Below are 23,542 nucleotides of genomic sequence, written 5' to 3' on the forward strand. Positions count from 1 at the left end.
TTCTTATCAATGTTGTGGCTGTGGCTCCACCGCTGTTTCACTCTTTTCAGCATCAGGTTCCTTGATGCGGAACCAGGCCACGTAAAGTGCTGGAAGGAAAAGCAAGGTGATGCCCGTACCGGCAATGATACCGCCCATCATGGCATAGGCCATCGGCCCCCAGAACACTTCGCGCGCAATCGGGATCAGCGCCAGACTTGCAGCCGCTGCCGTCAATGCAATCGGCCGCATACGGTGCTGACTTGCCTGAACAACCGCATCCCACGGATGCATTCCTTCGGTAATATGCTCTTCGACCTGCACAATCAGAATGACCGAGTTTCGGATGAGAATACCGATCAGCGCCAGCACACCGAGAATAGCCACGAAGCCGAGCGGTTTACCACTCGGAAGCAGTGCCGCAACCACACCGATCAGCCCCAAAGGTGCCACGGCAACCACGAGGAACAGGCGCTGGAAACTCTGCAATTGCAACATCAGAACGGTTGCCATCACGAACAGCATCAGCGGCACGACAGCTGCAATCGGTCCCTGGCTCTTGCCGCTTTCTTCAACCGTACCAGCTGTCGCAACCGAATAACCCGCCGGAAGCTTATCGACAAATGCCTTCACCGCAGGTTCAAGCTCCTTGACTATCGTATCGGGCATCGTTTTATCAACGATACCGGCAGCAACAGTTATGGTTGGAATGCGTGAGCGGCGATAAATAACCGGCTGTTCAAGCTCATAGCGGAAATTGGCGATGGCTGCGAGCGGTACAGAACTGCCGTTGCCGGTTGCGATCTGCAGGCTCTGCAGCGTGTTAATGGAATCGCGCTCATGCTTCTGTGCCCGCACGATCACATCGATCAGATAGATCGAATCCCGAACCTGCGTGATATTGATGCCGCCGACCACGCCATTCAGTGTTGTCGCAATATCCTTCGATGAAATGCCAAGCTTGCGCGCCTTGTCCTGCATCACATCCACACGGATAACACGCCCCGGTTCATTCCAGTTGTAGTTGACAACACCGAGCCGCTTATCCGCACTCATGATGCCTGCAAAATCCTGCGCAATACCGCGCAGCTTCTGAATATCCGGGCCTGAAATGCGGTACTGGACCGGGCGTCCGACCGGCGGTCCAAGTTCGAGGAATTTCACGTAAACGTCCGTACCGACATAATCCTTGCGGAAGACATCATCGAATTTGGCTTTCAGGCGATCACGCGCTTCCACATCCTTGGCCACCACCACCATCTGTCCGAAATACGGATTGGCTGGCTGCACATCAAAAGACAGAATAAAACGGATCGCGCTCTGGCCGACATAGGTGCTCCAGTGCTCGATATCTGGATTATCCTTGAGCATCGTCTGTTCAAAGCGCTCCATCTGCGCCTTCGTATCGGCGATGGAACTGTTTTGCGGCAGAGTCCAGTCGATCACCAGTTCCGGACGATCGGACTGAGGGAAGAACTGTCGTTCAATCAAGCCCATACCGAAAACCGAGACCACAAACAGAGCGATCGTCGTGACAATCGTAATCCATTTGTGCCGCATCGCAAGAAGCAGTGTTCTCGAAAAGGCCTGGAAAAAGCGACTGCGCTTTTCCTCATGATGCTTCATTTTCTTAGGAAGCACCGTCACGCCGAGGAGTGGTGCAAACAACACGGCCACGATCCACGAAACAATCAGCGAAACAGCAATCACCACAAAAAGCGTGAATGTATATTCGCCGGCCTGACTCGAGTTCAGTCCAATCGGAATGAAGCCCGCAATCGTGACAAGCGTACCCGTCAACATCGGAAAGGCGGTGTGCGAATAGACATAGGTCGCAGCCTTGTTGATGGGGTCCCCTTGCTCGAGCCGGGCAACCATCATTTCAACCGCGATCATTGCATCATCGACCAGAAGCCCAAGCGAAATAATCAGTGCACCGAGAGACACACGTTGCAGCGAAATATCCATGAGCGACATGGCGAGGAAGGTGATTGCCAGCACCAGCGGGATCGACAACGACACCACGAAGCCTGCGCGCAAACCAAGACTGATGAAGCTCACTGCCAGAACGATCACAACCGCTTCAAAGAGTGCCTTTGTGAAGCCTGAGACCGCGTCCTGAACCACTTCTGGCTGATCGGCCACTTTAAATACATTAACGCCGACCGGCAGTTCGGCCTTCACCTGCTGCATCAGTGTGTCCAGCTTCTCGCCAAACTCAAGCAGATTGCCGTTAGGCTTCATGCCGATGCCAAGACCAATCGCATCATGGCCATTGACCCGAAAAATCGATGATGGTGGATCGACATAACCGCGCGTGATTGTTGCGACATCCGACAGGCGGAAGAAGCGATCATTCACCCGAAGGTTGACCGCACGAAGATCAGCTTCCGAGTCAAACTGACCGCTTACGCGAACGCTGATGCGTTCAGGTCCCGCCTGCACAACACCTGATGGCGTGATGGCGTTCTGGTCCTGCAACGCCTTCAGAATAGCCTGCTGGTCGAGACCAAGGGCTGCCACCTGCCGGGTCGAGAACTCGAGATAGATTGCCTCGTCCTGCGCACCGATCAGTTCAACCTTACCAGCATTGGGGATGGTCAGAATTTTCGTGCGTACATCTTCCGCATAATCGCGCAGCTGTCGCATCGACAGCCCATCTGCGGTGAAGGCAAAGATATTCCCAAAAACATCGCCAAACTTGTCATTGTAATAAGGACCGTAGACGCCTTCCGGCATGTTCGGCTTGATATCATCAAGCATATGACGCACTTCGGACCAGGCCTTTGTGACCTGTTCCTTGCGAACCGTATCCTTCAAAAAAACAAATACGACCGACTTACCTGCTGTAGTGACACTGCGCGTATAGTCGAGTGTGTCGAGTTCTTCGAGTTTCTTCTCGATACGATCTGTAACCTGATTCATTGTTTCGTCGATGGATGCGCCCGGCCAGTTGGCCTGCACCACCATCGTCTTCACGGTGAATTCCGGATCTTCCGCACGGCCGAGATCGAGATAGGAGACAAACCCTGCGACCAGAAAGACAAGCATGAAATACCAGACGAGCGACCGGTGGTTCAAAGCCCAATCAGAAAGATTGAAACCTTTTTTCATAGGCTGCTTCCCTTCGCATCCAGACGGACTTTTTGCCCTTGCTTGAGTTCGTTCACTCCGGCAATCGCCACATAGCTGCCGACTTCAACGTTATCGGCAACAAAATTCTCACTGCGACGTTCGACAACCTGAATGTCCTGGAGGCTTACGGTCTGTGTTTTTGGATCAATGACCCAGATTTCAGTTTTGCCGTCTTTTTCAAGCAAGGCCTGTATCGGCAAAATCACGTGGTCTTTCTCCGCTCTTGCAAGCCCCGCCCTGATGGTCGCGCCAAGGCGGAACCCTTCCGGCGGGTTCTCAAGTGCAATCCGAACCCGACGTGTACGGGTTTGAGCATCTGCCTGGGGCGCGACCTCGCGCACAGTGCCATTTCCAGTCACCGCAGGATCAGCTTGCAGCTGCACATAAAATGGCGTTCCCGCCACGAAATATTCCGTCATGCTGTCGGGGATATCGAGAACAGCTTCACGAATGTCTGGCCTTGCGACCGTCATCACCGCCTGCCCTGCGGCCACGACCTGACCAACTTCAGCATTGGTTGCTGAAATGACGCCATCGAAATCCGGGCTCAAAACAGCATAGCCGCGCTGATCTTCAGCTTTACGCAAACCAGCCTGTGCCTTTTCAAGTCCGGCCTGAGCACTGTCACGCGCCTGCTTTGCAGCATCATAATCAGCTTGTGAGATGTTGTTGCCTTCAAGCAAGATATGCAGACGCTCCTCACTGGCAGCTGCGTTGGCATATTGCGCTCCAGCACTTGAAAGGTCAGCCTTTGCGGACTGCACCGAAAGATCAAGCGTGGAAGGATCGAGCATCGCTACCATTTCGTCTTTCTTGACGAGATCGCCCACGTTAACCGGACGCGCTATGATGCGACCAAGAACGCGGAAGGCAAGATCCGTTGAATATCGCGGTTCGATCGTACCGGCGAAACTGGTTTGAATGGCGGGCTTAGGCGTTACAATCGTGTAAAGCACAGGGCGAATTGGCTCCGCTTCAGATGATTTGTCATCATCCTTGCCACATGCCGTAAGTGTTACAAGCGAACCAGCAATAGCAAGGCAGCTTAAGAGCTTCATGGTCGGCTTCATTGTGCGCCCGCTCCTTCAAGACCCGTAACAATCTCTGTTTGAGCACCTGAACGAAGCATTTGCGCGCCTTTGGTGACGATCAGTTCTCCAACACCCAAACCGGAAGCAACGATCACTCGTTCTTTTTCATAGGCGAGCACTTTGACCGGCACGAGGGTTGCGACTTGTGTGTCCTTCGCCACGCGCCAGACAGCTGTACGGCCTGAATCGGACGTCATGGCACTCCAAGGCAGGATGACAACTTTCTGATTGTCCATATGGACGGTGCCTGTCACCGTCGCGCCGAGCGCCATCTGTTCAGGCGTATTGGCGATACCAACCTTCACCCGCACAGTACCGGTCTGTGCATCAACCACCGGCGAAATTTCCCTTATTTTACCTTCCGCCTGAACCTTATCGTCCGACAACAAAGCCAGAGTAACGTCCATGCCAATCTTGGCATAATTGACGAGTGTTTCCTGAACGTCGAAGATCGCGTCACGGGGACCGTCTTCGGCAATCGAAAACGCCGTTTGCGCAGCCTGCACCACCTGCCCGGTTTCAATATTGCGAGCTGTGAGCACACCAGAAACCGGGGCATGGAGTTCAGTATAGGAAAGCTCGTCACGCGCATTGCCAAGCTGGCTTTCAGCATTCATGAGCGTGCTTTGCGCCGTACGGTAGACTTGCTCGGACTGATCGTATTGAGACCGCGTCGTAAATCCTTGCGCAAGCAAGGCTTGCTGGCGTTTGAAGCTGGCCTCAGCCTGCACAAGCTGAGCCTGTGCAGCATCTGTGGACGCCAGCGCAACGCGCATATTGGACTGCTGCTCGGCATTGTCGATCCGTGCAAGGATTGCACCTTTTTCAACGTGCTGGCCGATTTCAACCATACGTTCCACAACCTGCCCATTGACACGGAATGATACATTGACAAGTGATCTGGCCGCAATCGCACCCGATAGCGTGAGCTTTGGCTGATAGTCGATCAACTTGCTTTCTGTCACGGCAACAGCAACGACGCCGCTGGTTTCAGCATGTGCATAGAACGCTGAAGTCAGAACCGCTGTCGTTACAACGAGAACGCCGATAATCGCTTGAAGCGCACTATGTAGCACGTTCACAAGAGGATAAAATTTTGTGGCCATCTATACGATTCTCGCTCTTTTCCTGGAGAGCACAATGCAACCAAAATAATGCCGCGAAAAGCATGCTTTAAAAACATCATTAATCGTCATGCTCACATATAAAACGCGCTCTCAAAACAGACTTTGGGAAAACGCTGAAATCTAAATAACAAATCAGAATAATTTATAGCCGCATTTCTTCAACAAGCCGATTACCTGTTGCACTCAGCTCATAACGTGTGCGTTGCGTCCGTTCATCTCGCTGTCGGATGCGGATATAGCCCCCCTCAGCACTAAGAACTACAACCTCCCGCAACACAAGAGCGTGAGCAATACCCAGTATTCGTGAAAAACTGCGGCTGTCCGATGCTATATCGAGCGCAAGCGCAGCAATAATACCGGCACCAAGCCGCGAGATCTTACCCGATGCTGCCTCAAGCGCATCCACCAATGCCATATACTCGGCTTCTTCCATCAGGCGTTGACCGCCTGAACCGGGCGGAATGAAACAATCACCGATTTTGAGGTTGGGGTGTAGCTCTCATCACCGGCACTACCAAGCGGCACCAACACATTCATTTCCGGGTAATAACCGGCAATACAACCACGCGGAATATCATAGGGAACAAAGCGGAAATCACGCGCAACACGCTCAACACCGTCTGCAAAATCACCGACAACATCGGCTCGATCACCTGCTTCAACACCAATGTCTGACATATCGGCAGGGTTCATGAAAACCACCTGCCGCTCGCCATAAACACCACGATAACGGTCATCCATACCATAGATCGTCGTGTTGTACTGATCATGACTGCGGAAGGTCTGCAAGACATAGTGGCCCGGCTTTCCGCGTGCCTGTTGATGCTCGACGGCCTCTGGCATTGCCCCGCTCCAGAAGGTTGCTTTACCGTTTGGCGTTACCCATTCCAGTTCGCGCGCGGTATTACGCAAGTGGAAACCACGCGGCACGCGGACACGTACATTAAAGTCATAGAAATCGGGCAGGACCCGCGAAATATGATCCCGGATGAGGTCATAGTCATCCGCCAATTCCAACCAATCGACAGGCTTTGCACCCAATGTTGCATTTGCCATGCCAGCTATAATCGCAACTTCCGAGCGGAGCAGCGCCGAAGCCGGATGGTTGATACCGCCTGATCCATGAACCATGCTCATGGAATCTTCGACCGTTATAATCTGCGCCACGCCTTTGGAATTCAAATCAATCTCGGTGCGCCCCAGACATGGCAGAATGAACGAATCCTGCCCCGGCAAAAGATGCGAATGGTTGAGTTTCGTTGCGATGTGAACGGTCAGTCTCTGGCTGGAAAGTGCCTTGATAATCATCGGACTGTCGGGCGTCGCACGGGCGAAATTGCCGCCCAGACCGATGAAGGCTTTTGCCGATCCGTCAAGCATGGCTCCAATTGCACCAAGCACATTATGGCCCGGCTCGCGCGGCGCTTTGAAAGCGAATTCCTTTTCCAGCGCGTCAAGAAACGCAGCTGACGGACGTTCGTTGATCCCGACCGTGCGATCGCCCTGCACATTGGAATGACCGCGGACAGGACACAGCCCCGCGCCGGGCTTTCCAATATTGCCGCGCAGCAGCATGAAATTGGTTATCTCGCGAATCGTGATCACCGAATGGCGATGTTGCGTTATGCCCATCGCCCACGTGCAGATAACGCGGCCCGCCTTCATGTAAATACGCGCAGCATGTTCCAGCGACTGACGCAACAGCCCGGACTGATCTTCAATTTCGTCCCATGAAGTTGCATCGACTGCAGCCCGATAGGCTTCAAATTCTGCCGTGTGTTCGGCCAGAAATGCTCTATCGAGTACAGACGGCTCTCCGGCAGCAAGAGCTGCATCATCAGCGGCGAACACCGCTTTGGCCATGCCACGGAACGCGGCAAGGTCGCCTCCCAGACGTGGTTGATAATAATCGCTGGCGATAGCTTCACTGCCGCCATGCATCATTTCGAGCTTGTTCTGAGGATCCGCGAAGCGCTCAAGTCCGCGTTCGCGGACCGGGTTGAAAACAACAATTTGGGCACCGCGTTCCGCAGCGCGACGTAAATCACCCAACATGCGGGGATGATTGGTGCCAGGATTTTGCCCCACGACGAAAATCGCGTCAGCCTGCTCGAAATCCTCAAGCAGAACAGTTCCCTTGCCAACCCCTACCGATTGTTTGAGCGCCACACCGCTGGCCTCATGGCACATGTTCGAACAGTCAGGGAAATTGTTCGTGCCATAAGCGCGCACGAAAAGCTGATAGAGAAATGCCGCTTCATTAGATGCGCGGCCCGAGGTATAAAACTCCACACGATCCGGCGTATCGAAGCTCTTCAATATGTCGCCAATAGCGCCAAAAGCTTCATCCCACTCAACCGCTTCATATTTGTCGGTTGACGCGTTGTAACGCATCGGATGCGTTAGCCGCCCGGTATTTTCCAGCGCATAATCGGTCCAGGACTGTAGTTCAGAAACCGTGTGCTCCGTGAAGAACTTCGGCGTTGTGCGTCGCTCGGTTGCCTCCCAAGCCACCGCCTTCACACCGTTCTCGCAGAACTCGAACGATGAGCCATGCTCCGGGTCACCCCATGCGCAACCGGGACAATCAAAACCGTCGGGCTGGTTAGCCTTGAGAAGAGCACGTGCACCAGTGAGCGGTGCGCCGCTGGCCAGCAATTGCTTGCCGCAGCTCTTCAATGCGCCCCATCCGCCTGCGGCACTTGACCGCTTGCCGATGAACTTGGTTCCGGAAGCTTTGCTCATGTTATCATCCTCAATTGCATAGCTTTTCAAGCTCAACAAGCATTACATAACCATGCAATATTTTTCACACTTTCAGCGTCCACTATGCGCCAAAATTAGCCCACCGCTGTCGCAAAAATACTTTTGCCCGCTCCTGATGATATGAAAATACCAACCATAGAAATCGGTTTATAGTATAGTTGAATTAATCAAATAATTAAATAAAGCACTCCCCCAAAAGCATGAAACAGGTTTCGGGGAGATGCCCACTGAATCAAAACATTGCAGTTGCGCTATCGGTTCGCACTTGATTTCAGGCTCACAATCCGTCATGCGATTGGTAAAGAAAACTGACCACAAGGGGTGGGAGAATGCCCAACATCGTTGAGATCGCCGATCTGAAACGGCTTGCACAACGCCGTGTTCCGAAAATGTTCTTCGATTATGCAGATTCCGGCGCTTGGACTGAGTCTACTTATCGGGCAAACGAAGCCGACTTCGCCAAGATCAAATTGCGTCAGCGCGTGCTGGTCGATATGACCAATCGTTCGCTTGAAACAACGATGATCGGCGAAAAGGTCGCAATGCCAGTTGCCCTCGCCCCGACCGGGCTCACCGGCATGCAGCATGCAGACGGTGAAATGCTCGCAGCCCAGGCCGCAGAGGCGTTTGGTGTTCCCTTCACGCTCTCGACGATGAGCATCTGCTCCATTGAAGATGTTGCATCAGTGACCAAGAAGCCATTCTGGTTCCAGCTTTACGTGATGAAAGACCGTGAGTTCGTAAAAAACCTGATCAGCCGCGCCAAAGCTGCGGGTTGCTCGGCATTGGTCCTCACGCTTGACCTTCAGATTCTGGGCCAGCGCCATAAGGATCTGCGTAACGGACTTTCGGCCCCACCAAAATTCACACCGAAGCATATCTGGCAAATGGCGACCCGTCCCGGCTGGTGCCTGGGTATGATGGGTACGCAGCGCCGCACATTCCGTAACATTGCCGGTCACGCGAAAAATGTAACCGACCTTTCTTCGCTCTCATCATGGACAGCGGAACAGTTCGATCCTCAGCTCAACTGGAACGATGTCGCGTGGATCAAGGAACAATGGGGCGGCAAGCTGATCCTCAAAGGCATTCTCGATGAAGAAGATGCCCGGATGGCAGCCAAATCCGGCGCCGATGCGATTATCGTGTCCAACCATGGCGGCCGTCAGCTTGATGGTGCAGTCTCTTCGATTTCGATGCTCAAGCCAATTGTTGATGCTGTTGGCGACAAAATCGAAGTGCATATGGATGGGGGCATCCGTTCGGGTCAGGACGTGCTGAAAGCCCGTGCTCTTGGTGCACAGGGCGTGTTCATCGGTCGTCCATTCCTTTACGGCCTTGGTGCGATGGGTAAGGAAGGCGTGACACTGGCGCTGGAGATCATCCGCAAAGAACTCGATATCACCATGGCGCTTTGCGGCAAGCGCAATATTAACGATATCGACCAGTCAATCATCCACTCGGTCGATTTCAAGTAAGAATTGCAGAACCCGGCTCAGGCCGGGTTTTTCATTGCCTGTAACGTGGCGTTATTGCCCGAAATTACTACCGCAAGTTTAGTGCTCGCTAATAAGAAGTAACGATAGCTTAAGCATATTCATTTACTACCTTCAGCCAACGGTTCGGGAACCGCGATCATTTTCGGTTGGAGTTGGGTAGATGAAATATGTTTCCGCGATTGCGCTCATGGCATGTGGCATGTTGATCGGTGCAAATGGCGCGCACGCAGCTGACATTATTTTTGAAGAGCCGGTCGCGGTTGCACCTGTCCCTCTCGCCTCAGGCTGGTACATTCGAGGCGATATTGGCTATAATTTCAAGTCGAACACAGACGGCGACTGGGCTTTCTGGAATCAGTTTGATCCGCCGTATCGTGGTATCGACGACACCTTACGTTATGACAACTTCAAGCTCAAAGGCGGTGCATCCTATGGCGTGGGTGTCGGCTATCGTTTCAATGAAATGTTCCGCACAGACGCAACGCTGGACTTTTTCCGCGCTGGCATCAAGGGCAGGACCGATTGCCCAAGCTATATAAAATCCTCGCTCGGCTTCAACCCGGTTGAAGACAATTGCCATTATGAAGACTCGTCAACGGCAAATGTCTGGACGGCAATGGCCAATGCCTATGTCGACCTGCCGAAAATGGGTATGGTGACACCTTATCTCGGCGCCGGATTGGGTGCAGCTTACGTGAAGTACGACACGTGGAAGACTCAGGAAGTCTGCTCGATATGCACCTATACCAGTGACAAGGATGGCCTCGACAGCTGGCGCTTCGCCATGGCTCTGATGGCTGGTGTCAGCTACGATCTGACCGATCAGCTCAAGCTTGACCTGGGTTATCGCTATCTGCGGGTCAATGGCGGCAAGGCCTATGGCTACGATGCAGCAGATCGCAGCACAAACCCGTTTGGTAACGCTGAAGGTCCGGGTGCAACCGGAACACAAGCCAAAGACAACGGTTTCAACATCCACACTGTTCGTGCCGGTCTTCGCTACGAATTCCGCTAAGCAACAGCCCTGCTATGAACTAAAAGCCCGGCATCTGCCGGGCTTTTTTATGCGCGTGGCGGCGGTGCTTTTGAGAGAAGCACGGTGCGGATTGCAAAGCTCGAATGAATGCGCGCGACGCCAGGCAGCCGCGACAGAATTTCCTTATGAATAATTTCATAGGAAGCCGCATTCTCCGCCTCGACCCGCAGAATATAGTCCGCGTCACCGGTCATCAGATAGCACTCCTGTACTTCCGGGTGCCTGCGCACAGCTTCCTCAAAGCGGTTGAGATATTCTTCCGTCTGTCGGTCCAGCGTGATGCGAACGATCGCAACCAGCCGTTCATCCCCGCCGGATGAGCCGACAATCGCTGTATACCCCCGAATAACGCCGCTTTCTTCGAGTATCTGTACACGCCGCAGACAGGCCGACTGCGAAAGGCCGACTTCCGCTGCAAGCTGACTGTTCGTCATACGGCCATCGCGCCTTAGGGAACGGATGATATTGCGGTCGATGCTATCCAGTGTCGCCATGAATATTCTTCGAATTATGAGCTAATAAGTGCGTAAATCATGCAAAAATTCGCATAATCTACGACAAAATGCAAAAACATTCGAATAGTCTTCGATTATCATTGTGTCTAACGCTTTGGGGGCAAGGAATTGTGATCCGCACCACCAGAGCAATGTGCTTTTGGGAGGAAGCGGATTAGAGTCCAGTCACTCCCACGAACAAACCGAGTGCGCCGGAAATGACCGATATGTCGATGCATTTTTCTCAAACTGAACGTGACCTCGCCGCAGGCGGCGTGCTCACCATCGACCTGGCAGCTTTGCGCCACAATTATTCAACTATCGCAAAACGCATTGCGCCGACCCGCGCAGCCGCTGTTGTCAAAGCCGATTCCTATGGCTTGGGTGCAAGCCGCGTCGCACCGGCTTTTTATGAAGCAGGCTGCCGCGATTTCTTCGTCGCCCATCTTGGCGAAGCAATTTCTCTGCGCCCTTTTCTCAATCCTGATGCAACACTTTACGTGCTGAACGGCCTGCAACCCGGCACGGAAGCTGCCTGTGCACGCGAAAAAATTCTGCCCGTTCTCAACTCGCTGGAACAAATCGAAAACTGGTCGGCACTTGCTACAAGCCTGAATGAAAAGCTGCCCGCTCTGCTTCAGATCGATACCGGCATGTCACGCCTTGGCCTGTCAGCCAAAGAACTCGACCAACTGGTCGATAACCAGCATCTGCTCGACCATATCGATGTAAAATTCGTCATCAGTCATCTGGCGAGCGGCGATGAACCGAAAAATCCGGCCAATGCCCGCCAGCTTGCGGCCATGAATGCAGCGCTCGCACGTCTGCCAAAAATGCCGGTGGCTTTTTCGAATTCCGGTGGTTGCTTCCTCGACAATACTTATCATTTCAATCTCGCACGTCCGGGCGTTGTTCTCTATGGCGTCGGTCCGGAAGGGACTGAAAGCCCAATCAAGCCGGTGCTGGAGCTATCCGCGCGCGTCATTCAGGTGCGTGACATCGATAAAGGTGCGGCCGTCGGTTATGGCGGCACATTCGTTGCAAGCAAGCCAATGCGGGTCGCAACAATTGCAGTCGGTTATGCCGATGGCTGGTTCCGCGCTTTGAGCAACAAAGGCTCGGCCTTTTACGGCGATACGCGTCTGCCGATTGTCGGCCGTGTTTCAATGGATTCGATCACGCTCGATGTAACAGCCCTGCCGGAAGGCACACTCAAGCTCGGCAGTCTGGTCGAACTCATTGGTCCGCATCAGCGGCTCGAAGATGTGGCGCGTGATTGCGACACCATTCCTTATGAAATCCTGACTTCGTTGGGCCACCGCTATGCCCGTGTTTACGTGGATAGTCTGGCGGCAGACAAACAAGCATAATTATAAGAGGCGAACATGCAGATCACCATCCTAGGCAGCGGCGTTATCGGCGTCACCACGGCGTATTATCTGGCCAAGCTTGGCCATGAAGTCACTGTGGTTGACCGCGAGGAAGGCCCTGCACTGGAAACAAGCTTCGCCAATGCAGGGCAAGTTTCACCTGGCTATGCATCGCCATGGGCTGCACCCGGTGTGCCTCTGAAAGCCGCCAAATGGCTGTTTCAGAAGCATGCGCCGCTGGTTCTGCGCCTGACGTCCGATCCAAAGCAGTACAGCTGGCTCTTGCAGATGCTCGCGAACTGCACTGAGAGCCGCTACAAGGTCAATAAAACCCGCATGGTTCGGGTGGCAGAATATAGCCGCGATTGCCTTGTCGCCCTGCGCGAAGAAACCGGCATTCAATATGACCAGCGCACGCAGGGCACTTTGCAACTGTTCCGCGAGCAGTACCAGCTCGACGGTATTGGCAAAGATATTGAAGTACTGCGTCAGGATGGCGTGCCGTTTGAAGTTCTCGACCGCGAAGATTGCGTGCGCGTTGAGCCTGCGCTTGCTCGCGCCAGAGATAAATTCGTCGGTGGCCTGCGTCTGCCGCATGATGAAACCGGCGACTGCTTCAAATTCACCAATGCACTGGCAAAAATCGCCGAAGGACTCGGCGTAAAATTCCGCTTTGGTGTCGACATCAAATCGCTGTTGATGACTGGTGGCAAGGTTTCCGGCGTCGAAACCTCGGAAGGCATTCTGACGGCTGATCGCTATGTCGTCGCACTCGGCAGCTACACACCTGCTCTGGTCAAGTCGCTCGGCCTCAATGCGCCGATCTATCCGGTCAAAGGCTATTCGATCACCGCACCAATCATCAATGAAGATCTGGCTCCAGTCTCGACCGTGCTGGATGAAAGCTACAAGATTGCTATCACCCGCCTTGGCGACCGTATCCGTGTGGGTGGTATGGCCGAAGTCTCAGGTTTCACCAAGGATCTGCCCGCAGCGCGTCGTGCAACGCTCGATCTCTCGGTGAGCGATCTGTTCCCCGGCGGTGATCTCAAGGCTGCAACCTTCTGGTCAGGCCTACGCCCGATGACGCCTGATTCAACGCCGATCATCGGCGCGACCCGCTTCGACAATGTGTTTATCAATGCGGGCCACGGCACACTTGGATGGACCATGGGTCCGGGGTCGGGCAAGCTGCTGGCCGATCTCATCTCCGGTAACACACCAGATATCAAAGCAGACGATCTCAGCATTGCGCGTTACGCATAAATCGACGGTGTCGAGGAAGCGGAGTAAACCCCTCCGCTTCGCTTCGCTTCTAGCCGATGAGATGGCGTAGCAACCCAGCGGAAGTGATGGCCACGGCCACAGTTACCAGCATGGGGAACCGGGTTGCAGCGGCAATCGTCAGCGCGAGAGCAATCATATCAGCAGGCTTGCCGGTGAAAAACTCCGGTGCAATAACGCTGATCAGAACACAGCCCGGCGCACTTTCCAGCAATAGCAGGGCCCGCGGGCTCAGTGTACGATTGCGTAGAAAAATATATCCGCCAATGCGCGTCATATAGGTCACGGAAGCCATGAGCAGGATCGTGATCGCGTGTGAAGGTTCAATCATCATTCTGGTTTCGCCTGCCGCCATGCAACCATAAGTCCAGCGATTACACCTGCTGGCACATACCAGGCGCCCGGAATAGTGAGATAGGTTATGCCTGCCACAATGAGGCTGACCAGCCAGGGAAGTGCCGCAACAGGCCCTTTCCACATACCGGCGAGGATCACGATGAAGACGGCAGGAAACGCCATATCAAAGCCAAAGCGCTTGACGTCACCCAATACCGGGCCAACGAGTGCGCCGACGGTGGTGAAGAAAATCCACGTCACATAAAGGCCAAGGGCCGCGCCAAAATAATAACGAATGCTGAAGTTTCCACCAGACTTGCGTGCATCGGCTAGCCCCATGGCCCAGCTCTCGTCACACATGAAGAACAGCGTTAGAAACGCCTTACGTTTCGGCAAATGCTTGATGAGAGGCGCAAGGGCTGCACCCATCAGAAAATGTCGGCTATTGACCAGAAATGTTATCGCAACAATCAGCAGAATATGCGGCGGCGATGTCCACAAACCAATGGCCGCAAACTCGGAACCACCACCAAAATTCAGGCCCGTCATCATCGGCACTTCAACCGGGCTCAGTCCCTTCTGGGTTGCTTGCGCACCGAGCAGCAAAGCAAACGGAACGAAACTTAAAAACACAGGAACGGCTTCCCGCAAGCCACGCAAGGCCTCTGATTGCCGGGAGATTCCGCTCTGTCCCTCGACAAAATCCATACTACGCATCGATTATTTCCTTCTGGAAAGAGCGGCAAAGTCGCTCATTCTGAACCGGGAAAATACGCCAAACCACACAGATTTTTGTTGCTTTTACGCTCTTAATGCACAGTATATTGATGGATAATGCCAACAATAGTTAACTAGGCGCATTAAAATGCCAATATCAATTGACGCAATCGACCGTGCGATTCTCCGAGTGCTCCAGCAGGAAGGTAAGATTAACAACACCGAGCTTGCCGAGCGTGTTGGCTTGTCACCTTCGCCTTGTCTGCGCAGGGTGAAGCAATTGGAAGATGCTGGCTTCATCGAACGCTATGTTGCACTGGTCGATGCAGCCAGGCTCGGTATGGGGTTTACGGTCTATGTCCGCATATGGCTGACGGGACAGGATGAGGAAACCGTCACGACTTTCGTCAAAGCAATTGAAAAGCTGCCACAGATCGTTGAATGCCACCTGATGGCGGGCGATTGCGACTTTCTGCTGCGTGTTATCACACCGGATCTTGAAGGCTTTAGAAAATTCCAGATGGAATATATCGGCAAGATAAAGGGCGTTCGGAATATCAAATCCGAAATTCCAATGCAGCAGATCAAACGCTCGTGGGTCGTGCCGATATAGAGCATTTCCAGAAAAATCGGGAACCAAATTTTCTTAAAATAATATGTGAGAACAAATGGTTAGAAACTTGGCGGGGTACAGGCGCTGACAATTTCGCAGGCGACCGGACCGACACAGCGAAAACGGTGCGGCAGCTTGCTTGAGAAATAATAAGCATCCCCCGGCCCCAGGATCCGGCGCTCACTTCCGACCGTCACTTCAATGCGGCCAGACATGACGATGCCCCCCTCCTCGCCCTCATGCATGAGCAGAACCTTGCCCGTGTCTGAACCCGGCTCATAGCGCTCTTTGAGAATTTGCAACGAGCGCGAAAAGAGATGATCGCCCACCTGACGATAGGAAATCGGTCCCTTTCCTATCTCCACCAGCTCGTCCGCCTGATAGAAGACCTTGTGCGGCGCATCCGGCTCAAGCGCAAAAAACTCGGCCATACCAATAGGAATACCGTCAAGAATGCGTTTTAATGCGCCAACGGATGGATTGGACTGGTTGGCCTCGATCAGCGATATGGTAGAGTTGGTCACACCAGCCCGTTTTGCCAGCTCTCGCTGCGACAGATTCTGCCGCATACGCACATAGCGAAGCCGGCCGCCAATATCGATGCTCATCGACAGTTCCCTTACTGTTTATGATGTTCGATATAGCACAAACTACAATTTTAAACCAAGTAATTTCAATGAGTTAAATTTATAGAGAAAAGGACTTGTTGCCTTCGACAAAGCGTGTCCTCCTGTTCTCAAAATAGGAGGTCCTAATGCTGAATAACACCAACGCGCCAAGCCTTGATAACTTCTGGATGCCGTTCACTGCGAACCGCCAGTTCAAGGCCGCTCCACGCCTGCTCGCAAGCGCTTCGGGCATGTATTACACCGATGTCGACGGCAAGCAGGTTCTGGATGGCACGGCTGGTCTTTGGTGCTGTAATGCCGGTCATGGCCGCAAACAGATCACACAGGCTGTTGAGCGCCAGATCTCGACCATGGACTTCGCGCCGACCTTCCAGATGGGCCACAATGTTGCATTCGACTTTGCAGAAAAGCTCGCAGCCATTGCGCCCGGCGGCCCGGATGCCAAACTCGACCGCGTGTTCTTCACCAATTCCGGTTCGGAATCGGTCGATACGGCGCTCAAGATCGCCATCGCTTATCAGCGTGCAATCGGTCAGGGCACCCGTACCCTCGTGATTGGCCGTGAAAAAGGCTATCACGGCGTTGGCTTTGGCGGCATTTCTGTCGGTGGCCTCGTCAACAACCGCCGCGTTTTCCCGCAGATTCCTGCCGACCATATGCGTCATACGCTTGATATTGGCCGCAATGCATTCTCCAAGGGCTTGCCAGCACACGGCATTGAACTGGCTGATGATCTGGAACGTCTGGTTCAGCTGCACGGCGCAGAAAAGATTGCCGCCGTCATAGTCGAACCAATGTCCGGTTCTGCCGGTGTCGTTCTCCCGCCGAAGGGCTATCTCGAACGCATCCGCGCAACCGCTGACAAGCACGGCATTCTGGTGATCTATGACGAAGTCATCACCGGCTTCGGTCGTCTCGGAACACCATTCGCAGTTGATTATTTCGGCGTAAAACCTGACCTCGTCACAACCGCCAAGGGCCTCACCAACGGCGCAATCCCGATGGGTGCAGTCTTTGCAAGCCGCGCAGTGCACGACGCGCTGATGACCGGTCCGGAAAACGCCATCGAGCTCTTCCACGGCTACACCTATTCCGGTCATCCGGTCGCTTGCGCTGCCGGTCTCGCAACACTTGAAATCTACGCTGAAGAAGGGCTTCTGACCCGTGGTGCTGAACTGGCCGAGCATTGGCAGAATGCTCTTCATTCGCTCAAAGATGCACCAAATGTCATCGACATCCGCAACCTCGGCCTCGTTGGTGCAATCGAACTTTCGTCACGCGAAGGCGCCGTCGGCGCACGCGCTTATGACGTGTTTACCGATTGCTTCAAGAAAGGCCTTCTGATCCGCGTGACTGGCGATGTGATTGCTCTTTCGCCACCTTTGATCGTGGAAAAAGAACAGATCGACACCATCGTTTCCATGATCGGAGATGCTCTCAAACGCGCGGCGTGATCACCACCCAGAGACGCCGCAACTTGGCCGCCGCTTCTTCCCTTGCGGCGGCTTTTTTATGAATCGCATTATCTAGAATGTCGTGCAAAGGATTCTGCGCATTATCATTTTAGCGGCCACTAAGCGCGAGGCAACCAAAAGCGTAATAACGTTACGTTACATTGCAAAAATCAACTCTGCGAAGGGGTGAACTTCGCCACCAGCGCGTGGCTGTCACCGGGATAGGTGAAGCGCACATGCGTGACCGGTTGATCGGCATTCCATGTCTGGCGTTCGACCACAAGACAGGGCGATCCAGCCGCGACACCGAGCGTTGCAGCATTATCCTGTGTGGCCACAACTGCCCGAATCGAATGCTGTGCACTGCTCCATGGCACGCAGGCAACCAGCCAAGGTCCAGGCGATTGCTCTGCAAAATTGGTAGTATCTGCACTCGGCACAGCATCGAGACTGATGAAGCGTTCTTCCAACGCAAACACACGCTTGCCTGCATAGTGTCGACAGACGAGTTCGATTAACGGCGTATGGCGCGGCATATCGATATGTTTGGCATCCGCTGGGCCACTCAGACGGTCGCGTCGTGTCAGTAGTTCATAGCGATAGGGAACGCCAAGCGCTGCCACTTCATCGCGAATATCGTGGATTTCGAGGATCGCTGCCTGCGATTGCGGAAAAGACACGAAACTGCCCGAACGGCGCTTGCGCTCAATCAGACCGGCCTTTGCCAGCTGCGTCAGCGCCTTGTTCACGGTCATACGTGAGCAATTATAGTGCTCAGTCAGTTCATGTTCAAACGGGATGCGATGCCCCGGCTGCCATTCGCCGGAAATGATGCGTGTTTCGATATCATCCAGAATGCGCTGGTGCAGCGATATGGTCGGATCGCCATTTCTGGATGAATTGTCCTGCATCATACGCCCCTTTTAATCCAACAATTCGCCGATCACTTTCTGGAAAGCACGCTCGGCTTCATCGCGCAAGCGGTGATGTCCACCCTCCACCTGTTTCACGCCACGCACCCACACATCAGAGGCACGCGCACGACCGGCAAAAATCCAGCCATCGAGAGCCGCATCCCTTTTTGCATGGGGCAGACGCTCAACATCAAGCGATACAAAATCGGCCGAAGCCCCCACTTTCAAGCCATCGCCTGCGCGTCCCATAGCGATATTGCCGCCGGTCACCGAGCCATCGAAAAGTGCGCGGCCTGTCGATCCCTCGTTCTCGGCCAGAACATTACGCGCGCGGTGCAGGAGACGCTGCGAATATTCATACTGGCGCAACTCATCGCTGATACCGATCAGCACATTCGAATCCGAGCCAACGCCGAACTTGCCGCCTGCCTTGTGAAAGACCGTAGCATTGAAGGTTCCGTCACCCAGATTGGCTTCCGTGACCGGGCAAAGACCAGCAATCGCGCCCGTCTCAGCCATGCGCATGGTTTCCGCGTCGGTCATATGGGTCGCGTGGATGAGGCACCAGCGCGACGACAATTCCTGATGGTCAAGCAGCCATTCAACAGGTCGCTGTCCGGACCACGCAATGCAGTCTTCCACTTCCTTGACCTGTTCGGCAATGTGAATATGCACAGGCGCATCCGGCAAAAGCTTTGCCGCAAATGTCAATTCATCCGGGGTGACAGCACGCAGACTGTGCGGGGCCACGCCAAGTACGGCACCATCGAAACCGGCAAGCGCCTTCTGGCAGCCTTCGATTAGGCGCGCAAAGCTTGCTTCATCATTGATGAAACGGCGCTGGCCTTCATTCGGATCGGCACCGCCGAATGTCGAATGTGCGTAAAGCACCGGCAACAATGTCAGCCCGATACCAGCAGTTTGCGCTGCCGAGACAATACGATCCGCCATTTCCGAGATATTGCTGTAAGGCGTGCCATCGCGATCATGATGCAGATAATGAAACTCACCGACACGCGTGAAACCGGCTTCCAGCATATCGACATAAAGCCGCAACGCGACCGCTTCCGCCTGTTCCGGCGTCATGGTCAGCGCGAACTTATACATGATCTCGCGCCAGCTCCAGAAGCTGTCAGCGGAAGGTCCACGCCGTTCGGCAAGTCCCGCCATGCCATATTGGAACGCATGGCTGTGCAGATTTGGCATGCCAGAAACAATCACTGCATGATGTTCGTCGCCCGACTGCGCGCTAGCGCCAGTTTCCACAGATGCGATTTTTCCATCGACAATGCCAAGCCGCACATCATCCGCCCACCCCGTTTGCAGAAGCGCCTGTCCGGCATGGATAAATTGCGTTTTTTCGACCGTGGCTGACATTATGTTCCGCTCCTCTTTCCGCCCATTTTGCTGCATCACTTTTCAACAGATCGCAATCGGATGCATTTTTTCTCTTGGCGACTTCGCTATTATGTATATACATTATCGAAAAACAGGGGAAGCGAGAAAACGCTCATGACACAGAAAACCAACTTCGTTTTAACGCAGGCACGCATCGCCACCTTGGATGAAAACGCCGAAGGTCTGGGGCTCATCGACAATGCAGCGCTCGCCGTGAAAGACGGCAAGATCGCTTATGTCGGTCCGGAAAATGCTCTCCCCGCCGAATACGCATCCTTCGAGAAAATCGACTGCGAAAACCGCCTGATAACGCCCGGCCTGATCGACTGTCACACGCATCTGGTCCACGCAGGCAATCGCGCGCATGAGTTTGAGCTGCGCCTGAATGGTGCCACTTACGAAGAAGTGGCACGTGCAGGCGGCGGCATTGTTTCCTCCGTTAAAAACCTGCGTGCGGCCAGCGAAGATGATCTGGTGCGTGAAACCCTGCCCCGCCTTGATGCGCTGATTGCTGAAGGTGTGACGACGGTTGAAGTCAAATCGGGTTATGGTCTTGATACGGAAAGCGAAGCAAAGTCGTTACGTGCGGCTCGCCGTCTTGGGCATGAACGCGATGTCGCCGTTCGCACCACCTTCCTTGGCGCGCACGCCCTACCTCCGGAAATGAATGGCGATAAAGCCGCCTATATCGCCCGCGTCATTAACGACATGCTTCCGGCTATCGCCGCTGAAAATCTGGCTGATGCGGTTGACGGTTTTTGCGAAGGCATAGCCTTCCTGCCGGATGAAATCGCCCGCGTTTTCGATGCTGCAAAGGCGCACGGCCTTCAGGTCAAACTCCACGCAGACCAGCTTTCCAATCTGCATGGCGCAGCTCTTGCCGCTTCTTACAATGCGCTTTCCGCCGATCATCTCGAATATACCGATGCGGACGGCGCGGCAGCTATGGCGAAAGCTGGAACCGTCGCGGTTCTGCTTCCCGGCGCTTATTATTTCATCCGCGAAACGCAAAAGCCGCCGGTCGATCTTTTCCGTGCGGCTGGCACAAAGATGGCACTGGCCACCGACAACAATCCCGGCACCTCGCCGCTGACCTCGCTTCTGCTCACCATGAACATGGGCGCAACCCTGTTCCGCATGACGGTCGATGAATGCATTGCGGGCGTCACCCGCGAAGCAGCCCGTGCCCTTGGCGTGCTTGACCACACTGGAACGCTGGAAGTGGGCAAGGATGCTGACCTTGCCATCTGGAGCGTCGAACGTCCGGCAGAGCTCGTTTACCGTATTGGCTTCAACCCGCTCTGGAAGCGGGTTTTCAAAGGCCACATTTAGTTCATATCTCAATGGAGCTTTCCATGACCCTCATATTGAAGCCCGGCAGCGTTGCGCTGAGCACGCTGAAACAGATTTATCGTGAAAACCTCGCCGTCCGTATTGATCCGTCCTTTCATGCAGGCATTGAAAAAGCAGCAGCACGCATTGCCGAAATAGCCGCGGGCGATGCACCGGTTTATGGCATCAATACCGGCTTTGGTAAGCTCGCCTCAATCCGTATCGCGCCCGAAGATGTGGCAACGCTTCAACGTAATCTGATCCTGTCACATTGCTGCGGTGTGGGTGAACCGCTGAGCGAAGACATCGTGCGCCTCATCATGGCGCTCAAGCTCATTTCGCTTGGCCGCGGTGCGTCAGGCGTGCGGCTTGAACTCATAACCCTCATCGAAGCCATGCTCGAAAAAGGCGTGATCCCGATGATCCCGGCCAAGGGTTCGGTTGGCGCTTCTGGCGATCTCGCACCGCTCGCTCATATGGCAGCGGCCATGATCGGCGAAGGCGAAGCCTTCTATCAGGGCGAACGCCTTCCATCTGCGAGAGCCCTCAATCAAGCAGGTCTCAAGCCCGTCGTTCTGGCTGCGAAGGAAGGTCTCGCACTCATCAACGGCACACAGACCTCGACTGCATTGGCATTGGCCGGCCTGTTCCGCGCGCATCGCGCATTGCAGGCAGCCCTCATCACCGGCGCACTTTCGACCGATGCGGCCATGGGTTCAACTGCCCCGTTCCATCCCGATATTCACACATTGCGCGGTCATCAGGGCCAGATCGATACGGCTGCCGCACTGCGCAATCTGCTGTCTGGTTCGGTCATTCGCGAGAGCCACCTTGAAGGAGATCAGCGCGTGCAGGACCCTTATTGCATCCGTTGTCAGCCACAGGTGGATGGTGCCTGCCTCGACATTCTGCGTCAGGCAGCTCAAACGCTTGAAATCGAAGCCAATGCCGTCACCGACAATCCGCTCGTCCTCTCCGATGACAGTGTAGTTTCCGGCGGCAACTTCCATGCCGAACCGGTTGCTTTCGCAGCCGATCAGATCGCGCTTGCTGTCTGCGAAATCGGCGCAATTGCCCAGCGCCGCATTGCACTTCTGGTTGATCCTGCGCTTTCCTTCGGCCTCCCAGCCTTCCTTGCAAAAAAACCTGGCCTCAACTCTGGCCTTATGATTGCGGAAGTCACCTCTGCTGCGCTCATGAGCGAAAACAAGCAGATGGCGCATCCGGCATCGGTTGATTCCACACCAACCTCCGCCAATCAGGAAGATCACGTTTCCATGGCTTGCCATGGCGCGCGCCGCCTGTTGCAGATGACTGAAAACCTTAACGCAATCATCGGCATTGAAGCATTGACCGGCGCGCTCGGCGTCGAGCTGCGCGGCCCGCTTGAAACCAGTCCAGAACTGAAAAGCGCCATCGCCGTTCTGCGCGCCAAAGTTTCGACGCTGGATGTCGACCGCTACATGGCCAACGATTTGGCAAGCGCAAGCACCATCATCGCCGACGGCTCGTTCACCGGCAGCATCAGCGCCAATATCCTGCCTGCACTGGAGGCCTGATATGAGCGTCTTTGAAGTCAGGCAGGGCACGTCGCCCGTCATTCTCGGCCTTCCCCACACGGGCACGGATGTTCCCGATGACATCTGGTCACGACTCAATGACAATGGTCGTATTCTCGCCGACACCGACTGGCACATCCATCAGCTCTATGACGGGCTGCTGGACAATGTAACGACCGTCCGCGCAACCTTTCATCGCTATTGCATCGATGCCAATCGCGATCCGGCAGGCGTCAGCCTCTATCCGGGTCAGAACACAACGACGTTGATCCCGGACACAGACTTTGACGGCCTTGCCATCTGGAAAGACGGCGAAGCGCCGAAAGAAGCTGACATCACCGATCGCATCACCCGTTTTCACAAGCCGTATCACGATGCACTTACAGCCGAAATCGAGCGCGTGAAGGCGATCCATGGCGTGGCGATCCTTTATGATTGCCACTCGATCCGCTCGCATATCCCGTTCCTGTTTGAAGGCAAGCTGCCGGACTTCAACATCGGCACAGATTTGGGCAAGACCTGCGCACCGGAAATCGAAGCAGCAGCCGTGGAAGCGACCCAAAACGCCACCGACTACACATCCATTCTCAATGGACGTTTCAAAGGCGGCTGGACGACCCGCCACTATGGCAAGCCCGAAAACGGCGTCCACGCTATCCAGATGGAATTGGCGCAATCGACTCATCTTGCGACCGAAGCGGTTCCCTTCGCCTACGACGAGGCCAAGGCGGACAAGCTTCGCGTACATCTCAAAACCCTTTTGCAGCGGCTGGAAACAATAGCCGCAGAACTGAAATCCTGAGGAGAAC

20 protein-coding genes are annotated in these 23,542 nt (G+C 54.3%); 9 read left to right on the forward strand and 11 right to left on the reverse strand.

Going from position 1 to position 23,542, the window contains the following annotated elements:
• Positions 1–6: 6 nt before the first annotated feature.
• The 5 genes from ACSME1_RS03835 to ACSME1_RS03855 all read right to left on the reverse strand — a co-directional run bounded on the left by ACSME1_RS03835 (position 7) and on the right by ACSME1_RS03855 (position 8,077).
• A complete protein-coding gene (locus ACSME1_RS03835) occupies positions 7–3,093 on the reverse strand; it encodes an efflux RND transporter permease subunit (RefSeq protein ID WP_024899347.1) in 3,087 nt (1,028 codons plus the stop codon).
• Positions 3,090–4,184: an efflux RND transporter periplasmic adaptor subunit gene (locus ACSME1_RS03840; protein ID WP_024899346.1), complete on the reverse strand. Its 1,095-nt coding sequence runs from the start codon at positions 4,182–4,184 to the stop codon at positions 3,090–3,092. Before ACSME1_RS03840 ends, ACSME1_RS03835 begins: the two co-directional genes overlap by 4 nt.
• Positions 4,181–5,311, reverse strand: a complete 1,131-nt coding sequence (locus ACSME1_RS03845) for an efflux RND transporter periplasmic adaptor subunit (protein ID WP_105705686.1) — start codon at positions 5,309–5,311, stop codon at positions 4,181–4,183. Before ACSME1_RS03845 ends, ACSME1_RS03840 begins: the two co-directional genes overlap by 4 nt.
• 163 nt (positions 5,312–5,474) lie before the next feature.
• Complete coding sequence (locus ACSME1_RS03850) at positions 5,475–5,765, reverse strand: hypothetical protein (RefSeq protein WP_424576417.1); 291 nt, start codon at positions 5,763–5,765, stop codon at positions 5,475–5,477.
• Positions 5,765–8,077, reverse strand: coding sequence for an FdhF/YdeP family oxidoreductase (locus ACSME1_RS03855; RefSeq protein ID WP_024899343.1), 2,313 nt, complete (start codon positions 8,075–8,077; stop codon positions 5,765–5,767). Before ACSME1_RS03855 ends, ACSME1_RS03850 begins: the two co-directional genes overlap by 1 nt.
• A gap of 350 nt (positions 8,078–8,427) precedes the next feature.
• On the opposite strand from ACSME1_RS03855, the gene ACSME1_RS03860 reads away from it, so the two are divergent.
• Positions 8,428–9,576: an alpha-hydroxy acid oxidase gene (locus ACSME1_RS03860; protein ID WP_024899342.1), complete on the forward strand. Its 1,149-nt coding sequence runs from the start codon at positions 8,428–8,430 to the stop codon at positions 9,574–9,576.
• A gap of 181 nt (positions 9,577–9,757) precedes the next feature.
• On the forward strand, positions 9,758–10,612 hold the full coding sequence (locus ACSME1_RS03865; RefSeq protein WP_024899341.1) for an outer membrane protein: 855 nt from the start codon (positions 9,758–9,760) through the stop codon (positions 10,610–10,612).
• A 47-nt stretch (positions 10,613–10,659) separates the two neighbouring features.
• On the opposite strand, the gene ACSME1_RS03870 is transcribed toward ACSME1_RS03865, so the two are convergent.
• On the reverse strand, positions 10,660–11,127 hold the full coding sequence (locus ACSME1_RS03870; RefSeq protein WP_024899340.1) for an Lrp/AsnC family transcriptional regulator: 468 nt from the start codon (positions 11,125–11,127) through the stop codon (positions 10,660–10,662).
• Positions 11,128–11,345: 218 nt separating this feature from the next.
• Here ACSME1_RS03870 and alr point away from each other — a divergent pair, with 218 nt between their 5' ends.
• Both alr and ACSME1_RS03880 read left to right on the forward strand, forming a co-directional pair.
• A complete protein-coding gene (gene alr / locus ACSME1_RS03875) occupies positions 11,346–12,497 on the forward strand; it encodes an alanine racemase (protein ID WP_024899339.1) in 1,152 nt (383 codons plus the stop codon).
• Between the two features lie 15 nt (positions 12,498–12,512).
• On the forward strand, positions 12,513–13,763 hold the full coding sequence (locus ACSME1_RS03880; protein ID WP_024899338.1) for a D-amino acid dehydrogenase: 1,251 nt from the start codon (positions 12,513–12,515) through the stop codon (positions 13,761–13,763).
• A 49-nt stretch (positions 13,764–13,812) separates the two neighbouring features.
• Here the strand turns inward: ACSME1_RS03880 and ACSME1_RS03885 are convergent, their stop codons facing one another.
• Together ACSME1_RS03885 and ACSME1_RS03890 are read right to left on the reverse strand one after the other, a co-directional pair.
• On the reverse strand, positions 13,813–14,112 hold the full coding sequence (locus ACSME1_RS03885; protein WP_024899337.1) for an AzlD family protein: 300 nt from the start codon (positions 14,110–14,112) through the stop codon (positions 13,813–13,815).
• Positions 14,112–14,825: an AzlC family ABC transporter permease gene (locus tag ACSME1_RS03890; RefSeq protein ID WP_024899336.1), complete on the reverse strand. Its 714-nt coding sequence runs from the start codon at positions 14,823–14,825 to the stop codon at positions 14,112–14,114. The genes ACSME1_RS03885 and ACSME1_RS03890 overlap by 1 nt, the downstream gene beginning before the upstream one ends.
• A gap of 157 nt (positions 14,826–14,982) precedes the next feature.
• On the opposite strand from ACSME1_RS03890, the gene ACSME1_RS03895 reads away from it, so the two are divergent.
• Positions 14,983–15,447, forward strand: a complete 465-nt coding sequence (locus ACSME1_RS03895; protein ID WP_024899335.1) for an Lrp/AsnC family transcriptional regulator — start codon at positions 14,983–14,985, stop codon at positions 15,445–15,447.
• Between the two features lie 59 nt (positions 15,448–15,506).
• Here the strand turns inward: ACSME1_RS03895 and ACSME1_RS03900 are convergent, their stop codons facing one another.
• On the reverse strand, positions 15,507–16,055 hold the full coding sequence (locus tag ACSME1_RS03900) for a cupin domain-containing protein (protein WP_024899334.1): 549 nt from the start codon (positions 16,053–16,055) through the stop codon (positions 15,507–15,509).
• 146 nt (positions 16,056–16,201) lie between these two features.
• Between ACSME1_RS03900 and ACSME1_RS03905 the strand changes: the two genes are divergently transcribed.
• Positions 16,202–17,530: an aspartate aminotransferase family protein gene (locus ACSME1_RS03905; RefSeq protein WP_024899333.1), complete on the forward strand. Its 1,329-nt coding sequence runs from the start codon at positions 16,202–16,204 to the stop codon at positions 17,528–17,530.
• A 170-nt stretch (positions 17,531–17,700) separates the two neighbouring features.
• Here the strand turns inward: ACSME1_RS03905 and hutC are convergent, their stop codons facing one another.
• Together hutC and ACSME1_RS03915 are read right to left on the reverse strand one after the other, a co-directional pair.
• Positions 17,701–18,441: a histidine utilization repressor gene (hutC, locus tag ACSME1_RS03910; RefSeq protein WP_105534567.1), complete on the reverse strand. Its 741-nt coding sequence runs from the start codon at positions 18,439–18,441 to the stop codon at positions 17,701–17,703.
• Positions 18,442–18,453: 12 nt separating this feature from the next.
• Positions 18,454–19,821 (reverse strand): formimidoylglutamate deiminase, encoded by a 1,368-nt coding sequence (locus tag ACSME1_RS03915; protein ID WP_024899331.1) that lies wholly within the window; start codon positions 19,819–19,821, stop codon positions 18,454–18,456.
• A gap of 135 nt (positions 19,822–19,956) precedes the next feature.
• Here ACSME1_RS03915 and hutI point away from each other — a divergent pair, with 135 nt between their 5' ends.
• Genes hutI through hutG form a run of 3 tightly spaced genes read left to right on the forward strand, consistent with a single transcriptional unit; the run spans position 19,957 to position 23,535 of the window.
• Positions 19,957–21,174 (forward strand): imidazolonepropionase, encoded by a 1,218-nt coding sequence (gene hutI, locus ACSME1_RS03920; RefSeq protein ID WP_024899330.1) that lies wholly within the window; start codon positions 19,957–19,959, stop codon positions 21,172–21,174.
• Positions 21,175–21,197: 23 nt separating this feature from the next.
• Positions 21,198–22,733: a histidine ammonia-lyase gene (hutH, locus tag ACSME1_RS03925; RefSeq protein WP_024899329.1), complete on the forward strand. Its 1,536-nt coding sequence runs from the start codon at positions 21,198–21,200 to the stop codon at positions 22,731–22,733.
• A gap of 1 nt (position 22,734) precedes the next feature.
• Positions 22,735–23,535 (forward strand): N-formylglutamate deformylase, encoded by an 801-nt coding sequence (gene hutG / locus ACSME1_RS03930; protein WP_024899328.1) that lies wholly within the window; start codon positions 22,735–22,737, stop codon positions 23,533–23,535.
• Positions 23,536–23,542: the final 7 nt, after the last annotated feature.

Origin of the sequence: Brucella pituitosa (genome assembly GCF_965577835.1) — a bacterium.
In the GTDB taxonomy this organism is placed as follows: domain Bacteria; phylum Pseudomonadota; class Alphaproteobacteria; order Rhizobiales; family Rhizobiaceae; genus Brucella; species Brucella pituitosa.

What these genes read in the sequence shown, in the direction of transcription:
- ACSME1_RS03835 (WP_024899347.1), bottom strand. Translation starts at nt 3,093, where the DNA reads ATGAAAAAAGGTTTCAATCTTTCTGATTGGGCTTTGAACCACCGGTCG.
- ACSME1_RS03840 (WP_024899346.1), bottom strand. Translation starts at nt 4,184, where the DNA reads ATGAAGCCGACCATGAAGCTCTTAAGCTGCCTTGCTATTGCTGGTTCG.
- ACSME1_RS03845 (WP_105705686.1), bottom strand. Translation starts at nt 5,311, where the DNA reads ATGGCCACAAAATTTTATCCTCTTGTGAACGTGCTACATAGTGCGCTT.
- ACSME1_RS03850 (WP_424576417.1), bottom strand. Translation starts at nt 5,765, where the DNA reads ATGGAAGAAGCCGAGTATATGGCATTGGTGGATGCGCTTGAGGCAGCA.
- ACSME1_RS03855 (WP_024899343.1), bottom strand. Translation starts at nt 8,077, where the DNA reads ATGAGCAAAGCTTCCGGAACCAAGTTCATCGGCAAGCGGTCAAGTGCC.
- ACSME1_RS03860 (WP_024899342.1), top strand. Translation starts at nt 8,428, where the DNA reads ATGCCCAACATCGTTGAGATCGCCGATCTGAAACGGCTTGCACAACGC.
- ACSME1_RS03865 (WP_024899341.1), top strand. Translation starts at nt 9,758, where the DNA reads ATGAAATATGTTTCCGCGATTGCGCTCATGGCATGTGGCATGTTGATC.
- ACSME1_RS03870 (WP_024899340.1), bottom strand. Translation starts at nt 11,127, where the DNA reads ATGGCGACACTGGATAGCATCGACCGCAATATCATCCGTTCCCTAAGG.
- alr (WP_024899339.1), top strand. Translation starts at nt 11,346, where the DNA reads ATGACCGATATGTCGATGCATTTTTCTCAAACTGAACGTGACCTCGCC.
- ACSME1_RS03880 (WP_024899338.1), top strand. Translation starts at nt 12,513, where the DNA reads ATGCAGATCACCATCCTAGGCAGCGGCGTTATCGGCGTCACCACGGCG.
- ACSME1_RS03885 (WP_024899337.1), bottom strand. Translation starts at nt 14,112, where the DNA reads ATGATTGAACCTTCACACGCGATCACGATCCTGCTCATGGCTTCCGTG.
- ACSME1_RS03890 (WP_024899336.1), bottom strand. Translation starts at nt 14,825, where the DNA reads ATGGATTTTGTCGAGGGACAGAGCGGAATCTCCCGGCAATCAGAGGCC.
- ACSME1_RS03895 (WP_024899335.1), top strand. Translation starts at nt 14,983, where the DNA reads ATGCCAATATCAATTGACGCAATCGACCGTGCGATTCTCCGAGTGCTC.
- ACSME1_RS03900 (WP_024899334.1), bottom strand. Translation starts at nt 16,055, where the DNA reads ATGAGCATCGATATTGGCGGCCGGCTTCGCTATGTGCGTATGCGGCAG.
- ACSME1_RS03905 (WP_024899333.1), top strand. Translation starts at nt 16,202, where the DNA reads ATGCTGAATAACACCAACGCGCCAAGCCTTGATAACTTCTGGATGCCG.
- hutC (WP_105534567.1), bottom strand. Translation starts at nt 18,441, where the DNA reads ATGCAGGACAATTCATCCAGAAATGGCGATCCGACCATATCGCTGCAC.
- ACSME1_RS03915 (WP_024899331.1), bottom strand. Translation starts at nt 19,821, where the DNA reads ATGTCAGCCACGGTCGAAAAAACGCAATTTATCCATGCCGGACAGGCG.
- hutI (WP_024899330.1), top strand. Translation starts at nt 19,957, where the DNA reads ATGACACAGAAAACCAACTTCGTTTTAACGCAGGCACGCATCGCCACC.
- hutH (WP_024899329.1), top strand. Translation starts at nt 21,198, where the DNA reads ATGACCCTCATATTGAAGCCCGGCAGCGTTGCGCTGAGCACGCTGAAA.
- hutG (WP_024899328.1), top strand. Translation starts at nt 22,735, where the DNA reads ATGAGCGTCTTTGAAGTCAGGCAGGGCACGTCGCCCGTCATTCTCGGC.